Annotated in this window: 16 protein-coding genes; 2 read left to right on the forward strand and 14 right to left on the reverse strand. The window is 61.9% G+C overall.

All coding sequences use genetic code 11. From position 1 onward, the window contains the following. Positions 1 to 15: 15 nt before the first annotated feature. The 12 genes from ASC74_RS21645 to ASC74_RS21700 form a co-directional block, all read right to left on the reverse strand. A complete protein-coding gene (locus ASC74_RS21645) occupies positions 16 to 1,473 on the reverse strand; it encodes an NAD-dependent succinate-semialdehyde dehydrogenase (RefSeq protein WP_056743932.1) in 1,458 nt (485 codons plus the stop codon). Between the two features lie 260 nt (positions 1,474 to 1,733). After that, entirely contained in the window at positions 1,734 to 2,891 is a 1,158-nt protein-coding gene (gene argE, locus ASC74_RS21650) for an acetylornithine deacetylase (RefSeq protein WP_056743934.1), read from the reverse strand. Continuing rightward, on the reverse strand, positions 2,888 to 4,042 hold the full coding sequence (locus ASC74_RS21655; RefSeq protein ID WP_056743936.1) for an NAD(P)/FAD-dependent oxidoreductase: 1,155 nt from the start codon (positions 4,040 to 4,042) through the stop codon (positions 2,888 to 2,890). The genes argE and ASC74_RS21655 overlap by 4 nt, the downstream gene beginning before the upstream one ends. Continuing rightward, a complete protein-coding gene (locus ASC74_RS21660; protein WP_056743938.1) occupies positions 4,039 to 5,430 on the reverse strand; it encodes an FAD/NAD(P)-dependent oxidoreductase in 1,392 nt (463 codons plus the stop codon). Before ASC74_RS21660 ends, ASC74_RS21655 begins: the two co-directional genes overlap by 4 nt. Next, positions 5,412 to 5,720, reverse strand: a complete 309-nt coding sequence (locus ASC74_RS21665; RefSeq protein WP_056743940.1) for a (2Fe-2S)-binding protein — start codon at positions 5,718 to 5,720, stop codon at positions 5,412 to 5,414. The genes ASC74_RS21660 and ASC74_RS21665 overlap by 19 nt, the downstream gene beginning before the upstream one ends. Beyond that, positions 5,717 to 7,558, reverse strand: coding sequence for an ABC transporter ATP-binding protein (locus ASC74_RS21670; protein WP_056743942.1), 1,842 nt, complete (start codon positions 7,556 to 7,558; stop codon positions 5,717 to 5,719). The genes ASC74_RS21665 and ASC74_RS21670 overlap by 4 nt, the downstream gene beginning before the upstream one ends. A gap of 1 nt (position 7,559) precedes the next feature. Continuing rightward, positions 7,560 to 8,435 carry an ABC transporter permease gene (locus ASC74_RS21675; protein ID WP_056743943.1) on the reverse strand — a complete coding sequence of 292 codons (876 nt, stop codon included), beginning with the start codon at positions 8,433 to 8,435 and terminating at the stop codon, positions 7,560 to 7,562. Beyond that, positions 8,432 to 9,388: an ABC transporter permease gene (locus tag ASC74_RS21680; protein WP_056743945.1), complete on the reverse strand. Its 957-nt coding sequence runs from the start codon at positions 9,386 to 9,388 to the stop codon at positions 8,432 to 8,434. Before ASC74_RS21680 ends, ASC74_RS21675 begins: the two co-directional genes overlap by 4 nt. A gap of 45 nt (positions 9,389 to 9,433) precedes the next feature. Continuing rightward, positions 9,434 to 11,071, reverse strand: a complete 1,638-nt coding sequence (locus ASC74_RS21685) for an ABC transporter substrate-binding protein (protein ID WP_056743947.1) — start codon at positions 11,069 to 11,071, stop codon at positions 9,434 to 9,436. 94 nt (positions 11,072 to 11,165) lie between these two features. After that, positions 11,166 to 12,440, reverse strand: coding sequence for an NAD(P)/FAD-dependent oxidoreductase (locus ASC74_RS21690; RefSeq protein ID WP_056743950.1), 1,275 nt, complete (start codon positions 12,438 to 12,440; stop codon positions 11,166 to 11,168). Between the two features lie 57 nt (positions 12,441 to 12,497). Further along, positions 12,498 to 13,166 (reverse strand): haloacid dehalogenase type II, encoded by a 669-nt coding sequence (locus ASC74_RS21695; protein WP_056743952.1) that lies wholly within the window; start codon positions 13,164 to 13,166, stop codon positions 12,498 to 12,500. A gap of 463 nt (positions 13,167 to 13,629) precedes the next feature. Continuing rightward, positions 13,630 to 15,102: an aldehyde dehydrogenase family protein gene (locus ASC74_RS21700; protein ID WP_056743953.1), complete on the reverse strand. Its 1,473-nt coding sequence runs from the start codon at positions 15,100 to 15,102 to the stop codon at positions 13,630 to 13,632. A gap of 242 nt (positions 15,103 to 15,344) precedes the next feature. Between ASC74_RS21700 and ASC74_RS21705 the strand changes: the two genes are divergently transcribed. Beyond that, positions 15,345 to 16,202 carry a GNAT family N-acetyltransferase gene (locus tag ASC74_RS21705; protein ID WP_056743956.1) on the forward strand — a complete coding sequence of 286 codons (858 nt, stop codon included), beginning with the start codon at positions 15,345 to 15,347 and terminating at the stop codon, positions 16,200 to 16,202. A gap of 40 nt (positions 16,203 to 16,242) precedes the next feature. Continuing rightward, entirely contained in the window at positions 16,243 to 16,956 is a 714-nt protein-coding gene (locus tag ASC74_RS21710; RefSeq protein ID WP_056743958.1) for a cupin domain-containing protein, read from the forward strand. Between the two features lie 81 nt (positions 16,957 to 17,037). On the opposite strand, the gene ASC74_RS21715 is transcribed toward ASC74_RS21710, so the two are convergent. Beyond that, the gene (locus ASC74_RS21715) at positions 17,038 to 18,264 is read right to left on the reverse strand and encodes an RtcB family protein (protein WP_056743960.1); all 1,227 of its coding nucleotides are present in this window, start codon (positions 18,262 to 18,264) and stop codon (positions 17,038 to 17,040) included. A 240-nt stretch (positions 18,265 to 18,504) separates the two neighbouring features. Further along, entirely contained in the window at positions 18,505 to 19,449 is a 945-nt protein-coding gene (locus ASC74_RS21720; protein ID WP_056743980.1) for an AraC family transcriptional regulator, read from the reverse strand. Positions 19,450 to 19,498: the final 49 nt, after the last annotated feature.

Here is a 19,498-nt window from a genome sequence, read left to right on the forward strand (position 1 = left end):
CCCCGTGCCTGTGAATTACAGCCCACCGATGTGGAAGGCTTTGACTTCAAGGTATTCATCCAGACCGTACTTGCTGCCTTCGCGGCCCAGGCCCGATTGTTTGATGCCGCCGAACGGCGCGACTTCCATGGAAATGATCCCGGTGTTGAGGCCGACCATGCCGAATTCCAGCGCCTCGCCGAAACGCCATGAACGACGCAAATCCTGGGTGAAATAGTAGGCCCCCAAACCGTAAGGCGTGGCATTGGCCAGCGCGAGGGCTTCGGCTTCATCGGTAAAGCGCATCAGCGGCGCCACCGGGCCGAAGGTTTCTTCGTTGGCCAGTAACATGCCCGCGTGGGCCTCGCCGAGTACCGTGGGCTGCACGAATTGGCTGTCGCCCTCGGGAATACCACCGCAGAGCAACCGCGCGCCCTGACTCAGGGCATCGTCGATGTGCCGGGCGACTTTGCTCACCGCCGCAGGGTTGATCAGCGGGCCGATGGTGACGTCGGCGTCAAGGCCGTTACCGACCTTGAGCTTGCCGACCTCCTCCACCAATCGCTGGGCGAAGCGTTCGTAGATGCCGTCCTGCACCAGAATGCGATTGGCACAGACGCAAGTTTGCCCGGCGTTGCGAAACTTGCTGAGCATGATGCCGGCCACCGCCTGCTCAAGGTCAGCGTCGTCGAACACAATGAACGGCGCGTTGCCGCCCAGTTCCAGGCTCAAGCGCTTGATGTGTTCGGCGCTCTGGCGCATCAGCAAGCGGCCGACGGCGGTCGAGCCGGTGAAGGAAATTTTGCGCACGCTCGGGTTGCCGGTCAGCTCTTCGCCGATCCCGGCGGGCATGCCGGTCAACACGTTGAACACCCCGGCCGGGATGCCCACGCGTTCGGCCAGTACCGCCAGGGCCAAGGCCGACAACGGCGTCAGGTCCGAGGGCTTGACGATGATCGGGCACCCGGCCGCCAGGGCCGGCGCGCATTTGCGGGTGATCATCGCGTTGGGGAAATTCCACGGGGTGATCGCGGCGCACACACCCACTGGTTGCTTGAGGGTCAGCAGTCGGCGGTCACCGCTGGGGGCCGGCATGGTTTCGCCGTAGACCCGTCGGGCCTCCTCGGCGAACCATTTGACGAAACCGGCGCCGTAGCGAATTTCGCCTTTGGCTTCGTTCAACGGTTTGCCCTGCTCGCAAGTCATGATCAGCGCCAGGTCGTCGAGGTTGTCGATCATGGCCTGATACCAGCGCTCAAGCAGCGCCGCACGTTCCGCCGCCGGGCGAGCGCGCCAGGCCGGCCAGGCTTTTTCGGCCGCTTCGATGGCGCGACGGGTTTCCGCGCCTTGCATCGCCGGTACGCGGGCAAGCAACTGGCCGTTGGCCGGGTCGATGACGTCCAGGGTCGCGGCGTTGTCGGCGCCGATCCACTGACCGTCGACATAGGCGAGTTCTGCTAAAAGGCTGGGGTCTTTCAAACGATTCTTGAGCATGGTCGAGTCCTGATCCGAGACACGCTCCAGTCTAGGGAGGTGCTGCGGATGAGGATGCTGAAAGCAATTTGAGGACAGTGTCGGATGCTGAAATTGGCGGTGAAACGGCAGATTTGTGGTCTGCCAGGTAAACACAAAACCCTGTGGGAGCGGGCTTGCTCGCGAAAGCGGTGTGTCAGTTGTCATAAATGCTGACTGACACGACGCCTTCGCGAGCAAGCCCGCTCCCACATTTGATCTGTGCTTGCCATGGAACCTGATTACAACTTCAGGGAACCGAGCAGGCCATCAAGAAACCGCTCCGCGGCCTCCATCTGGCTGATCTCGATGAACTCGTCCGGCTTGTGCGCCTGTTCAATCGAGCCCGGTCCACAGACCACCACCGGCACATCGAGGCGCTGCTTGAACAGCCCGCCTTCGGTGCCGAACGATACTTTGGCGGTGCCGGTATCCGGCGCGGCGAAGTTCTTCAGAAAGCGCACCGCTTCGACGCTCGGGTGCGTATCGAGACCGGGATAGACGTTGACGGTTTCAATCTCAATGGCCGCAATACTGGACAGCTTTTTGGCCTCACGCACAATCACTTCGGCCCGCTCGCGCATCTGCTCCAGGAACTGATCCAGATCGTCCGCCGGCAAGTTGCGCACTTCGAAGTCCAGGGTGCACAGGTTCGGCACGATGTTCAGCGCCTTGCCGCCAACAATCTGCCCGACATGCACGGTGCTGTAAGGCACGTCGTAGTCAGCGTCCTGGGCGCCCTGTTCTTGCAACTGCTGCTGGCTTTGACGCAGCGCGGCGATGAAATCGCAGGCCACGTGAATCGCATTGACCGAGCGCGGTGCCAGCGAGGAATGCGCTTCCAGGCCACGACAATACGTGCGGTAAGAACCTTTGCCCTTGTGCCCCAACACAAACTGCATGTTGGTCGGCTCGCCGATCAGGCACAAAAACGGTCGCACCGGCGCCAGGTGCAACACGTCGAGCAAACGGCGCACGCCGACGCAACCGGTCTCTTCGTCATGGGACAGCGCCAGTTGCAGCGGCCGGCTCAAGGGGCTGTCCGCCGCGTCGAGCATCGCGTCGATGGCCAATGCGATGAAGCCCTTCATGTCGCAACTGCCACGGCCGTAAATCCGCCCGTCCTGCACCGTCGCCTGAAAGGCCGGGAAGGTCCAGGCCTGCCCCGCCGCCGGTACCACGTCGGTATGCCCGGACAACAGAATCCCCGGCAACTCGCGTGGGCCGGTGCTGGCGAACAGGTTGGCCTTTTTGCCGGTTTCATCCTTGACGATCAGCGACTCGATGCCTTTGGTCAGCAGTAGCTCACGCACGTACTCGATGAGGGCCATGTTCGACTCCGAAGACACGGTGTCGAAGGCCATCAGGCGTTTGAGAATATCCAGTACACGGGGTTTCATGAGGCCTTGCTCCGTTGCTCGGCTGAGAGGGCGAACCGGTTGATGGAGAACGGCTCAATCGACGTGCTGGTGCTGCCGGTGCTGATCAGTTCGGCCATCACGTCGCCGACGCCAGGGCCGAGCTGGAAACCGTGGCCGCAGAAGCCGAACGCATAGAACAAGCCATCGACGATGCCGCTGGGGCCCATCACCGGCAGGGAGTCGGGCAGATAACCTTCGATGCCGCTCCAGACCCGGATGATGTTCAGGTTGCCGACTCCCGGCAGCAGGCGACGCATCTGCTCCATCTGATTGAGGATGCTGCGTGGCTCGACATAGGCCCGGCGATTGAGCATGTCCGGTTTGCTGCGGTAACCGCCGCCGATGACGATGTTGCCGCGCGGGATCTGGCGGAAATAGATCACTTCCTCGGGAATTTTGGTGTACACCCCGATCACCGTCGGCAAGGCGTAAGGCACCGGTTCGGTCACCGCCATTTGCGGGCCATGGGTGTCCAGCGGCACCGGCTCGCCGAACTGCGCCGACAGCTTCTGGCCCCAGGCGCCCGCGGTGATCAACAGCTGGGCGGCGCTGAATTGGCGGCCATCGGTGGTGGTGACGCTGAACTCGCCAGCGACCTTCTGCACTTCGGCGACTTCGGTCTGTTCTTCGATCCGCGCGCCGAGGCGTCGTGCAGCACGGGCAAACGCCGGGGCGGCCAAACGTGGATTGGCGTGGCCGTCGTGGGGCGCGTAGGAGCCGCCCTTCACGTCTGGCCCGAGAAACGGGAAGCGCTCGTGCAACTCGGCGCCGCGAAAGATTTTCAGGTCCAGTTGCGCCGCTTCGGGCGCTGCCGCGTAGGCTTCCAGCTCAGGGATTTCGTCTTCGCGGTAACACACACGCATGTGCCCGCTGGCGATGAATTCGAGGTCATCGTCGATCAATTCCGGCAAGCGCTTCCACAGGGCCCACGAACGGTTGGCCAACGCCAGTTGCCCAAGGAATCGTCCCTGACGGCGCACGTTGCCGAAGTTCACGCCGCTGGCGTACTGACCAATCTGGTCGCGCTCCAGCAGGATCACCGACTGACCGCGCTGACGCAGAAAAAACGCCGCCGCCGAACCCATCAGGCCGCCACCGACAATCACGACATCGGCTTTGTGAACCGTCATGGCGACACCTCCTCGGTGAGCATCGAAAGGGGTTTGACCGGCGCCTGACCGCGCTGCCGGCCGACCTGTTGCACGCTGACGCCGGCGGCGGCAGCAATCACCTCGGCCCCGGCCTGGGAACAATAACGGCCCTGGCAACGGCCCATGCCGACTCGGCTGAACGCCTTGGCCCGATTGACTTCGCAGGCACCCTTTTCGCTGACGGTGCGGCGCAATTCGCCGGCGCTGATCATTTCGCAGCGACAGACGATGGCGGCATCCGGCAAAGCTTTGGCTTGCGCCGACGGCCAGGGAAACGCCTGGGCCAGCCCCAAACGAAACTGATCCATCACCGCCAGCGCGTGGCGTTGTTCGTCGCGCAAACCAGCATTTAAAGGTTGGTGCAGGTCCTCCAACAGCGCCATGGCGACCAGCCTTCCGGCGTGTTCAGCCGCATCCGCGCCGCGAATCTTCGAGCCGTCCCCGGCCGCGTACACGCCACTGACCGAGGTCCGGCCGTCCTCATCAACCGCCAGCAACCATTGGCTGGACGCCTCATCGAACCGCAGGCGACAACCAGCCAGGTCCGCCAACTGCGTTTCCGGACGCAGGTGATAACCCAGGGCCACGGCATCGCAATTGACCGTCAGGGTTTCCCCGCGCGCCGTGCTGACCCGCACGCCACTGACTCCGCTCGCGGCGTCGCCCAGTACTTGCTGAGGTTTGATCCCCAGATGCACCGGGATTTTCGCCTGATACAGCTGCGCCAGCAGTTTCATCCCGGTGAACAGCAATCCGGGACGTGCCAGCAGTTTGGGCATGGCAAGGATACGTTTGCTCAGCGGCGAGGTATCGAGCACAGCCGCCACGTTGGCGCCGGCTTTGACGTATTGGCTGGCCACCAGATACAGCAACGGCCCGCTGCCCATGAACACCACGCTGTGGCCGATGGAGACTGCCTGGGACTTGAGCGCGATCTGCGCCCCGCCAAGGCTGTAGGTGCCCGCCAGTTGCCAGCCTTCGATCGGCATCAAGCGATCGGTGGCGCCGGTGCAGAGGATCAACGCGTCGTAATCCACCGTCGAGTGCTTGCCCTGACTGACGCAGCACAATTGCCCCGGCGTGAGGTTCCACACCAGTGTGTCCGGGCGGTAGTCGATCGCCCCACGCAAGCGATCGAAGCTTAGGTGCAGGTCCCGGGCCTTGGTGGCTTCGGTGCCGTACAGCGTGGGGTAATCGCGGGTAAAGCCTTCTGGCTGGCGGCGGTAGATCTGCCCGCCATCCCGGCGATTTTCATCGATCAGGATCGGCTTTACACCAGCGGCCAGCAGGGTTTCGGCACAGCGAATCCCGGCCGGCCCGGCGCCGACGATAACGACTTTATTAGAGCTCAGCCGTGCAGTGGCCATGTCGCCTCCGGTTGTGTGGTGACGATGTCCAACCCTTCACGGACTTCGTTGGAACAGGCACGCAGGCGTTCGCCGCTGCGGGTCCAGACCCAGCAATCCTGGCAGGCGCCCATCAAACAAAAACCGGCGCGGCGGCCCGAATCGAATTCCGACTGGCGCAACGCCGAGCCTTGGGTCAGCAACGCGACCATCAGGGTATCGCCCCGCAGCGCCTCGATGGGTACGCCGTCCACCTTCAAATTGACGGTCGGCCGGCTCTGCTCGGCCAGCCTCACAAAACGCCCGTTCATGCATAGGCTCCCTGGGTCATGGTGTTCAAATCCTGCTGGGTTTTCAGCAGTTCTGCCGTGTCGTGGTGGCAAAGGATTTCGCTGCCACCGGCGATGGTCCGGCGGTTCGGCGCGGTGCGATTGCACAGGCCGTCGACCCGCACCGGGCACCGATTGAGAAAGGTGCACAGCTCCGGCACGTTGGCGCTGGCGCCGATTGGTGGCAGTTCGCCGCAAGTGGTGCCGCAGTTCTCCAGCCAGCCCTGACGCAGTTCCGGCACGGAATGGATCAACAGGTCGGTGTAAGGATGGAACGGTGCCTGGGCGAACGCTTGCCGAGTGCCGGCCTGGATCTTGTGGCCGCTGTACATCACCACAATGTCATCGCACAGTGCCCGCACCGTGGAGATGTCGTGACTGATGAACAGGTACGAAACCCCCAGTTCCTGACGCAGGTCGCGCAGCAGTTCGAGAATCGCCGCGCCGACCACGGTATCGAGCGCCGAGGTCACCTCATCGCACAGAATCAGGTCCGGTTTGGCCGCCAGCGCCCGGGCCAGGTTGACCCGCTGCTTTTGCCCGCCGGACAGTTCATTCGGACGCCGTTCGGCCATGGCTCGCGGCAAACGAACGAGATCCAGCAACTCGCCGATGCGCTCGCGCAATGCGGCCCCTTTGAGACCGAAATACATCTTCAGCGGCCGACTCAGAATGGTGCTGACGCTGTGCATCGGGTTGAGCGCGGTGTCGGCATTCTGGAAGACCATTTGAATGCGGCGGAACTGTTCAGCGGTGCGCTCGGACAGGCAGCCGCCCAGCGGTTGACCATCGAAGGTCAGCCCACCCAGCGCCGGAGTCAGCAACCCCGCCACCACCCGCGCCAGGGTCGATTTGCCCGAGCCCGACTCACCGATCACGCCGATGGCCTGGCCCCGGCGCACGGTCAGGTCGATGTCTTCCAGCACCCGAATCGACGGCATGCCGTGCATGTTCTTGTTGCCGTAACCGGCGGTCAGGCCCTGGATGGTCAACAAGGGCGTGTCTTGCGCCACATCGCAGGGCGGACGAATCGTGGTGTCCGGCCGCGCCGCCGCCAGCAGGCTGCGGGTGTATTCGTGGGCCGGGCCTTTGAGTAACGGCGCGGTGGCGCTTTGTTCAAAAATCTCGCCGCCGTTGAGCACCACAATCTGATCGGCCATCTGCGCGACCACGGCGAGGTCGTGGGACACGTAAACCGCCGTCGCCCCCCGTTCGCGCACCACCCGTTTGAAGGCGCGCAGCACGTCGATCTGGGTCGTCACGTCGAGGGCCGTCGTCGGTTCGTCGAGCACCACCAGCAGCGGATCGCTGATCAGCGCCATGGCCGCCATCACCCGCTGCAGTTGCCCGCCGGAGACTTGATGAGGGTAGCGCTGGCCAATGCGATCGGGGTCCGGCAGCGCGAGGTCGCGGAACAACTCGATCGCCTTGGCTTCGAGCACAGCTCGGCTGCCCAGGCCATGAATCAATGCGCCCTCCACCACTTGATCGATGAGTTTTTTCGCCGGGTTGAACGCCGCAGCAGCGCTTTGGGCGATGTACGAAACCCGGTTGCCCCGCAGGCCTTGCAGCTCGCTTTCGCTCAACGCCAGCATGTCGTGCTCACCGATCTGTACCACGCCGGACGCCAGGCGACAACCGCGCCGGGCATAACCGAGCAACGCCAGGGCGATGGTGGTCTTGCCGGAGCCGGACTCGCCGATCAACGCCAGCACTTCACCTTTTGCCAGGGCGAAGCTCACACCCTTGACGATTTCCACCTCGCCGCGCTCGCCACAGGCGACCACCCGCAGGTTTTCGACTCGAATCAATTCACTCATTTCAATGACCTCCCGTACGGCGACTACGTCGGGACGACAGTCTGTCGATAAACAGATTCACACCGATGGTCAGGGTGCCGATGGCCAGGGCCGGAATCACGATGGCCGGCGCGCCCTGGTTGAGGCCGCCAATGTTCTCGCGCACCAGTGAGCCAAGGTCGGCATCCGGCGGTTGCACGCCCAGGCCGAGGAAGCTCATGCCGCTGAGCAGCAGCACAATGAAACCAAAACGCAGCCCCAGGTCCGTCAGTACCGGGTTGAGCATGTTCGGCAGGATCTCCACGCACGCGATGTACAGCCGACGCTCGCCGCGAGTGCGGGCCACCTGCACGTATTCCAGGGCTTCGATGTTCACCGCCATGCTGCGGGCGATGCGGAACGCGCCGGGGGTGAAACTCAGCACCGCCGTGCAGATCAGCAAGGTCACCGAAGAGCCGAAGGCCGAGACCATGATCAGCGCCAGCATCTTGCTCGGGATCGAGATGAAGGCGTCCATCAAGCGACTGATCACCTCGTCCAGCCACTTCGGCGACACCACCGACAGCAGCGCGCAACTGGTGCCCAGACCGCTGGCCAACACCGCCGCCACCAACGCCAGGCCGACGGTGAAGCGTGCGCCGACGAGGATTCGGCTAAGCATGTCGCGGCCCAGGTAATCGGTGCCGAACGGGTAAACGGCGCTGATGCTGTCGAAGACATTGTCAGAGACCACTTCGCCCACCGGGTGCGGCGCCAGCCACGGGCCGAAAATCGCCACCAGCAACCAGATAACGCACATCGCAGCCCCGATCAGACCCAGCCAGGCCGGACCATGAGACACCTTGCCAACCGACAGGTCAGGGGTCGCAGGCGTCGATTTCACAATGAGATTGTTCATTGGTTTCTCAGCCTCGGATTGGACAGAATCGCGCACAGGTCGGCCAGCAGCACCAACCCCAGGTACGCCGTGCAAAACAGCATGGTGCAGGCCTGGACCAGCGCCATGTCACGGTTGGTCACCGCATCGACCATCAGGCTGGCGATGCCGGGGTAGTTGAAGATCGTCTCGACGATCACCACCCCGCCCAACAGGTAGGAAAGACTCAGGGCGATGGCATTGGCGATCGGCCCGATGGCATTGGGCAAGGCATGGCGCAGCACGATGCGCATCGGGCTCACGCCTTTGAGCCGGGCCATTTCCACGTAAGGGCTGTCCAGTTGATCGATCACCGCCGCTCGGGTCATGCGGGCCATTTGCGCCACGATGACGCAGCACAGGGTCAGCACCGGCAAGGCGTAAGTGCGCATGAATTGCCAAGGAGAGGTGATGTCACTGGCGTACGACAGCGCCGACAACCAGCCCAGGTTCACCGCAAAAATCAGCACCGCCAGGGTCGCCACCAGAAACTCCGGCACCGCGACCATGGCCAGGGTGAAAAAGCTCAGGAAGCTGTCGATGCGCCCACCGCGTCCCATCGCCGAGCCGATGCCCAGAATCAACGCCACCGGCACTGACACCAGCGCCGTGGCGGCCGCCAGCATCAAGGTGTTGGGCACCCGCCCGGCCATCAACTCGCTGACCGGCATGGCGTTGGAGACCGACTGGCCCATGTCGCCGCTCAGCAGGTTCATCAACCAATGCAGGTAACGCAACACACCGGGCTGATCCAGCCCCAGTTTCAGGCGCAACGCCGCCACCTGTTCCGGCGTGGCGAACTGCCCGAGCGATTGTTGCGCCGCGTCCCCCGGCAGTACCGCCGTGATCGCAAACACGACCATGGACACGATCAACAAGGTCACGATCGCGGCGCCCAGGCGCCGGCCGATCAACCACAGTGTGTTGCTATTCATCGCCTACCCTCCTGCACTGTCCCTGACGTACCAACCCACTACCCATCAAGCGTCCAGCCAGACCTGCTCGGCGAACATGTAGCCCATGAAACCGCCCAGCGGATTGCTGCCGTAGCCTTTGATGCGTTGGTCGACGCCGTCGATGTTGCTGATGAACACCGGCACGCCGATACCGCTGTGGTCATGCACCAGGGTCTGCATGTCGGCGTACATCTTGCTGCGCTTGGCATCGTCGGTTTCACCGCGGGCGAGCATCAGCAACTGATCGAACTGATCGTTCTGCCAACCCGATTCGTTCCAGGGTGCTTTCGACTGGAAGAACTGCGAGAACATCACGTCGGCGTTCGGCCGCGGGTTGATGTTGCCGAAGCTCAGCGGGTGCTTCATCCAGTGGTTGGACCAGTAGCCGTCGCTTGGCAGGCGGTTGACGTCGAGCTTGAGCCCGGCCTGTTTCGCCGACTGTTGCAACAGCACCGCGATGTCCACCGAACCGGTGGCGGCCGGCGATGCGACCAGCGGCATGGTGATGCTTTCCATGCCGGCCTTCTTCAGCAGGAACTTGGCTTTTTCCGGGTCGTAGACCCTTTGCGGCAGGTCGGCGTTGTAGTAGCGCGAACCCGGGGAAATCGGATGGTCGTTACCGACTACGGCAAAGCCGCGGAACACTGCGGATTTGACCTGTTCACGGTCCAGCAGGTACTTCATGGCCTGGGTGAATTCAGCGCTTTTGCCCGGCATCTGATCCTGGCGGATGATCAAGTCAGTGTAGTTGCCCGAGGGTGCATCGACGACCCGGTGCTTGGGGCTGGCCTTGATGCGCGTGGTTGAGCGCGGGTTGACCTCGTTGATCAGGTGCACGTCGCCCGACAGCAGCGCGTTGATCCGCGACGGCTCGTCGGCGATGGCGATGAACTCGATCTCGTCCAGGTACGGCAGGCCCGGTTTCCAGTAGCCGGTATTGCGCGCGGCAATCGAGCGTACGCCTGGTTTGAATTCCTTGACCTTGAACGGCCCAGTGCCAATGCCTTGGTTAAAATCGGTGGTGCCTTCCGGAACGATCATCAGGTGCGACACGGCGAGGATCGACGGCAGCTCGGCGTTCGGCGCGCTCAGACGGATTTGAACTTCGTTGGGGCCGGTGGCTTTGATTTCTTCGAACTGCGCCATTAGCGGCATGACCTTGGAACCGGTCAGCGGATCCTTGTGGCGCGACAGCGAGTACACCACGTCGGCGGCGCTCAGGGTCTTGCCGTTGTGGAAGGTCACGTCCTTGCGCAGGGTGATGGTCCACAGCGTGGCATCGGTGTTGTCGATGCGCTCGGCCAGTTCCAGTTGCGGCACCAGGTGGGCGTCGAAACGGGTCAGGCCGTTGTAGAACATGAAGTGACGCACGTAGTCGGTGGACAGCGCGCCTTTGGCCGGGTCCAGCGTATCGGCGGTGGAACTGGACATGCCGGCGACACGAATCCGCCCGCCCGGTTTGCCTTTGCCGGGGGTGGCAGCTTCTTCGGCGAACAGTTTACCGGCGGCGCCAAACAGGCTGCCTGCGCCCGCCGCAGCCACACCGGCCACGCCGAGCATTTGCAGGGCATTACGGCGCGACATGCCGCGATTGAGGCCTTCGAATACCCGCAGGCTTTCCTGGCCGGAGATCAGTTGGGAGTCGATCTTGTTGTCAGTCATATCAGTTGTACCTGTCGAAAATGAGAAGGCTCGAGTGTCCCGGTTGACCGGAACGTCCTGGAAACGCAAACGACGGTGACGCCACAACATCAACTCAATGCAAATAATCCTGGAAACGGTAATAGGCGCCCACAAACGGCAGGAACCACGGTTTGCCGAAATGCCCGGGAATCGCCGGCCATTCGAGTTCACGCCAAGGGTTGGCTTCGACGTTGCCGGCCATGACATCGGCCATGACCTGGCCCATGTGCACCGACATCTGCACGCCATGGCCGCTGTAGCCCATGGAGTGATAAATCCCGCCGTGCTGACCGGCACGGGGCAAGCGATCGGACGTCATGTCCACCAACCCGCCCCAGCAGTAGTCGATCTTCACGTTGGCCAACTGCGGGAACATCTGCACCATCGCCGCTTGCAGCACCTTGCCGCTCTTGGCGTCATTGACGCTGTCCGACATGGCGAACCGCGCACGGCCGCCAAACAGCAGGCGATTGTCCGGGGTCAGGCGGAAGTAGTTACCGATCATGCGGCTGGTGACATAGGCGCGGCGGCCCGGCAACAACTGCTCGATCAGCGACGGTGGAAGGACTTCGGTGGCAATCACGAAACTGCCCACCGGCACGATCCGCCGCCGGTACCAGCCCAAACCGCCGTGCTGACAGGCGCCCGTGGCCAACAGCACCTGGCCGGCGTGCAGCGATCCCTTGCTGGTGTTGACCTGATAACCGCCGGCCCGGGCTTTCCAGTCCACAACCGAGGTGCCTTGATGGATCAACGCACCCTGGCGAGCGGCGGCCTCGGCCAACCCGACACCGAAGCGCCCGACATGCATCTGCACGCCGTTGCGCTGCAGCAAGCCACCGTGGAACTGGGCCGAATTGACTTCCGCTCGGGTCTGCTCGGCAGTCAGCAATTCGACGTCGGCATCCACTTCCTTGCGAATCAGTTCGCAGGTCCGTGCCAGGCCCTCGTAGTGCATGGGCTTGGCCGCCAGTTTGAGTTTGCCATTGCGAATCAGGTCGCAGGCGATCTGCTCCTGTTCCACCAATGAAACGACACTCTGCACCGCGCTTTCGTAGGCCTGGTAATAAGCCCGAGCCTTGTCGGCACCGAGGCTGGCGCTGAGCCCGGCATAGTCCTGGGCAACGCCGGTGTTGCACTGGCCGCCATTGCGCCCCGACGCTTCACCGATGACCCGTCCGGCCTCCAGCACCACCACACTGGCGCCCTTCAAGGCCAACGCCCGGGCCGCCGCCAGGCCGGTGAAACCACCACCGACGATGGCCACGTCGACCTGCCCGGGCAATGCGCCGAGCTGTGCACCGCTGAACGCCGGTGCGGTGTCGAGCCAGTAGGATTCACTGCCCATGTCTAACCCGCCTATGCCAAAAAAAGAATGCGCTGAAGAGTGCCGTTACCGTTCGACTCAGAGACCCACCAGCGCCGCCAGCCCGCCAATATCGGTGATCTGTTGGTAGCCGTAGAAAGCATTGCCCGGGACTTCGTGACCACGGGCGACGAAGGCCTTGTTCTTGATCTTCATGTCGTGGGCCGGCATCAGGTCGTAACGGAAGCTGGAGGACACATGCAAGATGTCTTCCGGTCCGCAGTTGAGGTTGTCGAGCATGTACTCGAACGCGGCCAGACGCGGCTTGTAAGCCTGGGCCTGTTCGGCGGTAAAAACCTTGTGGAACGGTGCGCCGAGCTTGTCGACGTTGGACATGATCTGGCTGTCGCTGGCGTTGGAGAAAATCACCAGCGGGATCTTGTCGGCGATCTTCGACAGGCCGGCCGGCACATCGGGGTGCGGGCCCCAGGTCGGCACGGCGTCGTAATACAGCTGACCTTCGTCACGGTATTCGATGCCCCAGCGCTTGCAGGTCCGCGCCAGTGCGGTCTTGAGGATTTCGTCATACGGCATCCAGTCACCCATGACCTGGTCCAGGCGATAGGCCGAGAAGTCCTTGACGAACTGATCCATCTGCTCGGGCTTCACGCGATCGGCGAACAGTTCGCGAGTCATCGTGCCCATGTGGAAATTGGTCAGCGTACCGTAGCAGTCGAACGTAATGAATTTGGGGCGAAGAAAGCTCATTGAGTGCGGTCCTGAAGTTCGTTGAGGTCATGGCGTGACAAGCATTCGCTTCGTTACCGAAGCTGTGATGCAACGCTGCAGCACACCGTCATTACAACACTGTGAAATCAGCAGATGGCGTTAAAAGCGACCTTCGCTTGATACAAACCACCGTTTTAACGCCCGCCCTCAGCAGACTTTGCGGCGCGCACAAGCCTTGGGCAAACCCCGTATTTGTGCGCTCTTATGGGCCTTTATAGCCCTGCAAGGGCCGATCACGCACCGATCTACCGCAGAACCTGCGCCGGGCTGAACGAAAACGGGCGCTTCCTTGCGGAAGCGCCCGTTTGACATGTTGAAGATCTGGAGGCTGGTGAGAACCTGTGGGAGCGGGCTTGCTCGCGAAGGCGGTGTGTCAGGCAGCATTGATGTCGACTGACACTCCCTCTTCGCGAGCAAGCCCGCTCCCACAGGGGGATTTGTATTACTGGACGATATCGATCAGCACACTCTTGAAGCGTAAATTCGCTTCGAACGCTTCGCGCCCCAGGTCCTTGCCGATGCCGGAGCGTTTGTAGCCGCCGGTCGGCAGGATGTAATCGTTACTGCGCCCGTAACGGTTAACCCAAACGGTCCCCGCCTCCAGCCGCCGAACCAGTCGCAGGGCGCGATTGATATCGGCGGTGTGTACGCCCGCCGCCAGGCCGTAGGTGGCATGCGCGGCCAGGCTCAGCGCCTGCTCTTCATCATCGAATGCCTGCACCGTCAGCACCGGGCCGAAGATTTCTTCGCAGACGGCCGGGTTGTCATTGTCCAGCCCCGTCAGCAAGGTCGGTTGGTAATAAGCGCCGCCCAGACCTTCAAACACTCCGCCGCCGGTCAGCACTTCAGCACCGGCCTGACGCGAGCGCTGGACGATGCCGTCGATGCGGCTGGCTTGCAGTCGGGAAATGATCGGCGACAGCGTGCTCTCGGACGACCAGGTCGGCCCCGGGCGCAGTTCCTCGAAATACGCCTGCAAATGCGCAATAAAGGGTTCCATGATCGAGCGCTGGATCAACAACCGCGAACCGGACACGCACACCTGCCCGGCGTTGCCGGTGATGGCCAGCGCCACAGTGCGCGCGGTTTTGGCGATGTCCGGCACGTCGGCGAATACCAGTTGCGGGCTCTTGCCGCCGAGTTCCAGTGTCACCGGTTTCGGCCCCACCAACGCGCAGGTCGACATGATGCTCGACCCCGTCGCCGTGGACCCGGTGAACGTCACCTTGGCCACGCGCGGATGGCGACACAAAGCATCGCCGGTGATGCGGCCATCGCCCTGGATAACGTTGAAAATCCCCGCCGGAATGCCCGCCTGCAGTGCCAGTTCGGCAAAGCGCAGGCTGGAGAACGGCGTCAGCTCCGAAGGTTTGAGCACCACGGCATTACCGGCGGCCAACGCCGGGGCCACTTTCCAGGAGGCCATGCTCAAAGGGAAGTTCCACGGTGCGATGGCGGCAATGACGCCGTAGGGTTCGGCGATCTGCATGCCCAGTCGATCGGTCTGGGTCGCCGCCACGTGACCGCCATGTTTGTCCGCCAGCTCGGCGAAAAAGCGAATGCCTTCGGCGACATAGGGAATATCCCAGGCGATCACATCTTTATGAGGACGTGTCGAGCCCACGGCTTCCAGCGGTGCCAGAATGGCGGCGTCCGCTTCGATCAGATCGGCCCAGCGGCGCATCACCCGCGCCCGCTCCCGGGGTGGACGGCTGGCCCAGTCACTGCGGTTGAACGCCTGCCAGGCATCAGTGACCGCTTCATCCACCACGTCGGCATCGGCGATTGGCAACTGCGCATAGACCTGGCCGTCAGAGGGGCGCACCACCTCAAGCCCGGGTTGTGCATCGCGGTACTTTCCAGCAATGAAGTGAGCGCTGCGCACAGCGATAAGGCGGGGATCGAAGCTATCCATGGAGCACTCCAAATAAGGGACGAGGCGTCGTGAACTCAGGTCTCCATCGTAGAAAAAAAGCCCTGGCATTTGCTGCCGACCTTGCGGTGCATTTAAGTAGTAAGTGTGGTCTCCCGGCCTCGGGCTTGCGGAATCTGCCGAATGCTCAAGCCCCCCTTGTCAGGCCTTCGCACAGATGGGATACAGGCACCATCGCGCTGGAAAACCGGCCGCTCGCGCACATTGTCCAACGGAGACTCGCCATGTCCGCCTTGCAACAACCTGCTTATGTCTATCGGCCAATGACGGCCGCCGACCTGCCCTCGGCCCATGCCTTGTCCGTGCAGTTGAAGTGGCCCCATCGCCTGGATGACTGGGCAATGCTGCAACGGGTCAGCGACGGTTTTGTGGTACTCGATGGCGAGCGTCTGATCGGCACGGCATTCGCCTGCCCCCAAGGCGGCTTCACCACCATTGGCCTGGTGATCGTCAGTGATGACTATCAAGGCAAGGGCATCGGTCGCAAGCTCATGGAACAGGCACTGGATGCCTGCCAGTCACGCACCCCCATGCTCAACGCCACACTGGCCGGCGCACCGCTTTACGCCAGTCAGGGCTTTGTCGAATTCGGCCGGATTCAGCAGCATCAGGGCAACGCCAATGCACCCGCGCCCAAAGCACTGGCCGACGGCGAACATTGCCGTGCGCTGAACGCGGCGGATCAGGCTCGCGTGCTGGCGTTGGCCAACGCCGGCAGCGGCCTGGATCGCAAAGCGGTGCTGACCGATCTGTTTGAGGTGGTCGAGCATTCGGTGGGGATCGAACGCGACGGCCAGTTACGTGCCTTCGCCTTGCTGCGCCCCTTCGGCCGTGGGCGTTGCATCGGCCCGGTCGTCGCCGAAAACCTCGAGCAGGCTAAACACCTGATCGCGGTGTTGCTGGCGCAAGTACCGGACGCCTTCGTGCGCATCGACATTCCGGCAGACAGCAGCCTGGCTGAATGGCTGGAGTCGGCAGGTTTGAAGCAGGTCGATACCGTAGCGCAAATGGCCAAGGGCACGCCGCCGCAAACAGCTAATGGCGTCCAGCAGTTTGCACTGGTGACTCAAGCCATTGGCTGATCGCTGTCCCTCTCAGTCTTTTTTATGGAGCGTCACCCGTATGTCTGAACCTACCGTTCTGCTGTTGGCTCGCGCCGACGGCAGCCGCGTTACCACGTCTTTTACAGCAGCGTCTTTGGGTGCTTTCGATCCGTTCAAGGACGGTCGCCAGCTGGCCTACAACGGGCCGGATGGCGTGTCAGCGGGCATCGTGCACGCCAGCGGGACTCTCGATAGCGATGACTTTCCGCACACCGAAGTGATCGTGGTCCACGCCGGCCACGTCGTGCTGCAATCCGAAACGCAGACGCTGAAACTGGGTGTCGGCGCCAGCGCCGTGATCGGTCGCGGTACAGCGCTGCGTCTTCAGGCCCAAGCTGATACATGCTGGGCCTTTTGTGCCGTCACCAGCCCCAGCGCAAACCCGACACCTGGCCTGACCTCGCTCGACCCACTGGACATGCTCTCGCCGTCGGCCGCACCGGAACCGCAGATTTTGATCGGACCGACGCCGCAGTGTCGCTCACACAATGCCTTCGAAGACGACGCCACCCACTTACGTGTCGGCGTTTGGGATTCGACACCGTATGAGCGTCACGGCCGGCCCCACAAACTCCATGAGCTGATGAACCTGATCGAAGGCAGCTTCACCCTGCTGGCGCCTGATGGAACGAGCGTGGAGGTCAACACCGGCGACAGTGTGTTTGTGCCGCTAGGTGCACGGTGCGCGTGGAAAAGTACGCGGTATGTGCGCAAGTTCTATGCGGTGAAGTAGTGACGTAGTGTCTTCCTGAGTGCGCGGCAGTTTGGGTAGGTACGCTCCAATGCTGCCGCGACGAACGCGCGCCTCTTTTTCCTATCCTTTTACGCACACCACCTGACGCAAAGTGTGCAGCACTTCCACCAAATCGCGCTGGGCGTGCATGACGTGGTCGATGTCCTTGTAGGCCATCGGAATTTCATCGATGACGGCAGCATCCTTGCGGCACTCCACGTGGGCGGTGGCACGGATCTGATCTTCGACGGTAAACAGGCTTTTCGCTTTGGTACGACTCATGGTGCGGCCGGCGCCGTGACTGCAAGAGCAGAAGGAATCCTCGTTACCCAGCCCGCGAACGATGAAGCTTTTGGCGCCCATCGATCCCGGAATAATCCCCAGCTCGCCCTTCCTGGCCGATACCGCGCCTTTGCGGGTGACCAGAATATCCTCACCAAAATGCCGCTCTTTCTGCACGTAGTTGTGGTGGCAGTTCACCGCTTCCAGCGCAGCCTCAAAAGGCTTACTGATCACTTTCCGCGTCGCCTGAATCACCGCTTGCATCATCAATGCACGGTTCTGCCTGGCGAAGTCCTGGGCCCAGCCGACCGCTTCGACGTAGTCATCGAAGTGCCGGCTGCCCTCTTTAAAGTAAGCCAGGTCACGGTCCGGCAGATTGGCGAGGTGCTGACGCATGTCCGCCTGAGCCATTTGAATGAACAGGTTGCCGATAGCGTTGCCAACGCCACGGGAACCGCTGTGCAGCATGAACCAGACCCGGTTGGTTTCATCCAGGCACACCTCGATGAAGTGGTTCCCGCTGCCCAGCGTGCCCAAGTGCCCACGGTTATTGGTGTTGGCGAGTTTCGGGTACTTGCCGGTGATCGCCTTGAACCGCGAATCCAGTGCCGCCCAGGCCCGGTCCGCCTGATGCGGAACGCTGTCCCAGGCACCCTTGTCCCGACCGCCGCGCCCCCCGGTGCGGCCATGGGGCACCGCTTTCTCGATCGCACAACGCAAGCCATGCAGGTTGTCCGGTAAATCGCTGGCGGTCAGCGACGTGCACGCGGCGATCATCCCGCAACCAATATCCACGCCGACGGCGGCCGGAATGATCGCGCCGACCGTGGGAATCACGCTGCCGATGGTCGAGCCCTTGCCCAGGTGTACATCGGGCATCACCGCCAGATGCTTGAAGATGAACGGCATCTTGGCGGTGTTCATCAACTGCTGTCTGGCTTCGTTTTCTACCGGGACGCCTTCGGTCCAGAGCTTGATCGGTTTGCCGTTGGCGACTTCCAGCAGTTGGTAAGTATGTGCTTGCATGATTTCGATTCTTTTCGATTGGCCAACTGTTCGGCGTTGTTCTGGCGCCTGAGGTGAAAAAGGTATTAGCAGCCGACGCGCCAGCTTTGATTCTCCTACTTCGCGGAAAAAAGGGGACAAATTTATTGACTCACCGTGTTCCTGCCCCCTGGCAATCGATTGTCATCGGCAGGAAGCGTTCAATCACCGCGATAATGCATTCCATGAATGTGAATCTGTCACGGTGCCCCCATTGGTTTCTCATGACTGCTTTCGCGTTGCAGTGCCATTGGCATTGCCACGCAACACCGCAATATCCCGCTTGGGGGGTACGCCAAACAGACGGCTGTATTCGCGGCTGAACTGGGACGGACTTTCATATCCGACCTTGAAAGCCGCACTGGACACATCCTGATGTTCATTGAGCATCAAACGCCTTGCCTCGTTCAGTCGCAGCCATTTCTGGTATTGCAAGGGGCTCATTGTGGTGAGTTGGCGGAAGTGGTGGTGAAAGGTCGGAGTGCTCATCTGCACCCGGGCCGCAAGCTCATCGACACGAAGCGCCAAGGTGTAATTCAACTTCAGCCAATCGATGGCTTTGGCGATCCGGTAACCTTGGCCATCGACAGAAGTTATTTGTCGTAGCCGGCTCGCCTGATCACTCTGCAAGAGACGGTAGTGAATCTCGCGTTGGATCAAGGGGGCCAGAACAGGAATGGATTCCGGTTCATCGAGCAGTGCCAATAAGCGCTCGAATGACGCCAGCATCGCAGGGGTCACTGAACCAATTCCTACTCCCTTCGCAACTGATCGATCACGGGGTGGCGGCAGGTCACTTTGCGCTATCAGCTCAGCCAGCATGCGCAGATCGAGCTTCAAAGTCAGTCCCAGGCATGGTTGTTCCGGGCTTGCCGCCAGCACTTCTGAATTGGCAGGCAAGTCCAATGAGGTGATCAGAAATCGCGACGTGTCATACGGGTAGCCTTCGCCGCCTACCCAAAGCTGTTTCTCACCCCGGGCGACGAGGATGATGCTTGGCTCGACCATGCAGACGACAGGCGGTGATGGATATTCGCGCCTGAAGAAGCCGAGGCCCGTAATGGGCGTTCCGTAATCACCTGGTTTCGGAATCTGCGCGCCGATGATCTGCGCAAGCGATTCTTGCGGCGATGTCTGTTGAGGCGCGGTGTCGTGTTTGATCGTCATGTTCGTCATGTTCGTCTTGTACCTCTTCGCTGAACTCTAACTCGCCAGT

The organism is Pseudomonas sp. Root329, assembly GCF_001424925.1.
GTDB lineage: Bacteria > Pseudomonadota > Gammaproteobacteria > Pseudomonadales > Pseudomonadaceae > Aquipseudomonas > Aquipseudomonas arabinosi.

Bases quoted from the DNA above. Each gene is read 5' to 3' on its own strand.
- argE (WP_056743934.1), bottom strand. From the start codon at position 2,891: ATGAAACCCCGTGTACTGGATATTCTCAAACGCCTGATGGCCTTCGAC.
- ASC74_RS21720 (WP_056743980.1), bottom strand. From the start codon at position 19,449: ATGACGATCAAACACGACACCGCGCCTCAACAGACATCGCCGCAAGAA.
- ASC74_RS21680 (WP_056743945.1), bottom strand. From the start codon at position 9,388: ATGAATAGCAACACACTGTGGTTGATCGGCCGGCGCCTGGGCGCCGCG.
- ASC74_RS21645 (WP_056743932.1), bottom strand. From the start codon at position 1,473: ATGCTCAAGAATCGTTTGAAAGACCCCAGCCTTTTAGCAGAACTCGCC.
- ASC74_RS21675 (WP_056743943.1), bottom strand. From the start codon at position 8,435: ATGAACAATCTCATTGTGAAATCGACGCCTGCGACCCCTGACCTGTCG.
- ASC74_RS21695 (WP_056743952.1), bottom strand. From the start codon at position 13,166: ATGAGCTTTCTTCGCCCCAAATTCATTACGTTCGACTGCTACGGTACG.
- ASC74_RS21690 (WP_056743950.1), bottom strand. From the start codon at position 12,440: ATGGGCAGTGAATCCTACTGGCTCGACACCGCACCGGCGTTCAGCGGT.
- ASC74_RS21700 (WP_056743953.1), bottom strand. From the start codon at position 15,102: ATGGATAGCTTCGATCCCCGCCTTATCGCTGTGCGCAGCGCTCACTTC.
- ASC74_RS21705 (WP_056743956.1), top strand. From the start codon at position 15,345: ATGTCCGCCTTGCAACAACCTGCTTATGTCTATCGGCCAATGACGGCC.
- ASC74_RS21710 (WP_056743958.1), top strand. From the start codon at position 16,243: ATGTCTGAACCTACCGTTCTGCTGTTGGCTCGCGCCGACGGCAGCCGC.
- ASC74_RS21685 (WP_056743947.1), bottom strand. From the start codon at position 11,071: ATGACTGACAACAAGATCGACTCCCAACTGATCTCCGGCCAGGAAAGC.
- ASC74_RS21660 (WP_056743938.1), bottom strand. From the start codon at position 5,430: ATGGCCACTGCACGGCTGAGCTCTAATAAAGTCGTTATCGTCGGCGCC.
- ASC74_RS21715 (WP_056743960.1), bottom strand. From the start codon at position 18,264: ATGCAAGCACATACTTACCAACTGCTGGAAGTCGCCAACGGCAAACCG.
- ASC74_RS21670 (WP_056743942.1), bottom strand. From the start codon at position 7,558: ATGAGTGAATTGATTCGAGTCGAAAACCTGCGGGTGGTCGCCTGTGGC.
- ASC74_RS21665 (WP_056743940.1), bottom strand. From the start codon at position 5,720: ATGAACGGGCGTTTTGTGAGGCTGGCCGAGCAGAGCCGGCCGACCGTC.
- ASC74_RS21655 (WP_056743936.1), bottom strand. From the start codon at position 4,042: ATGACGGTTCACAAAGCCGATGTCGTGATTGTCGGTGGCGGCCTGATG.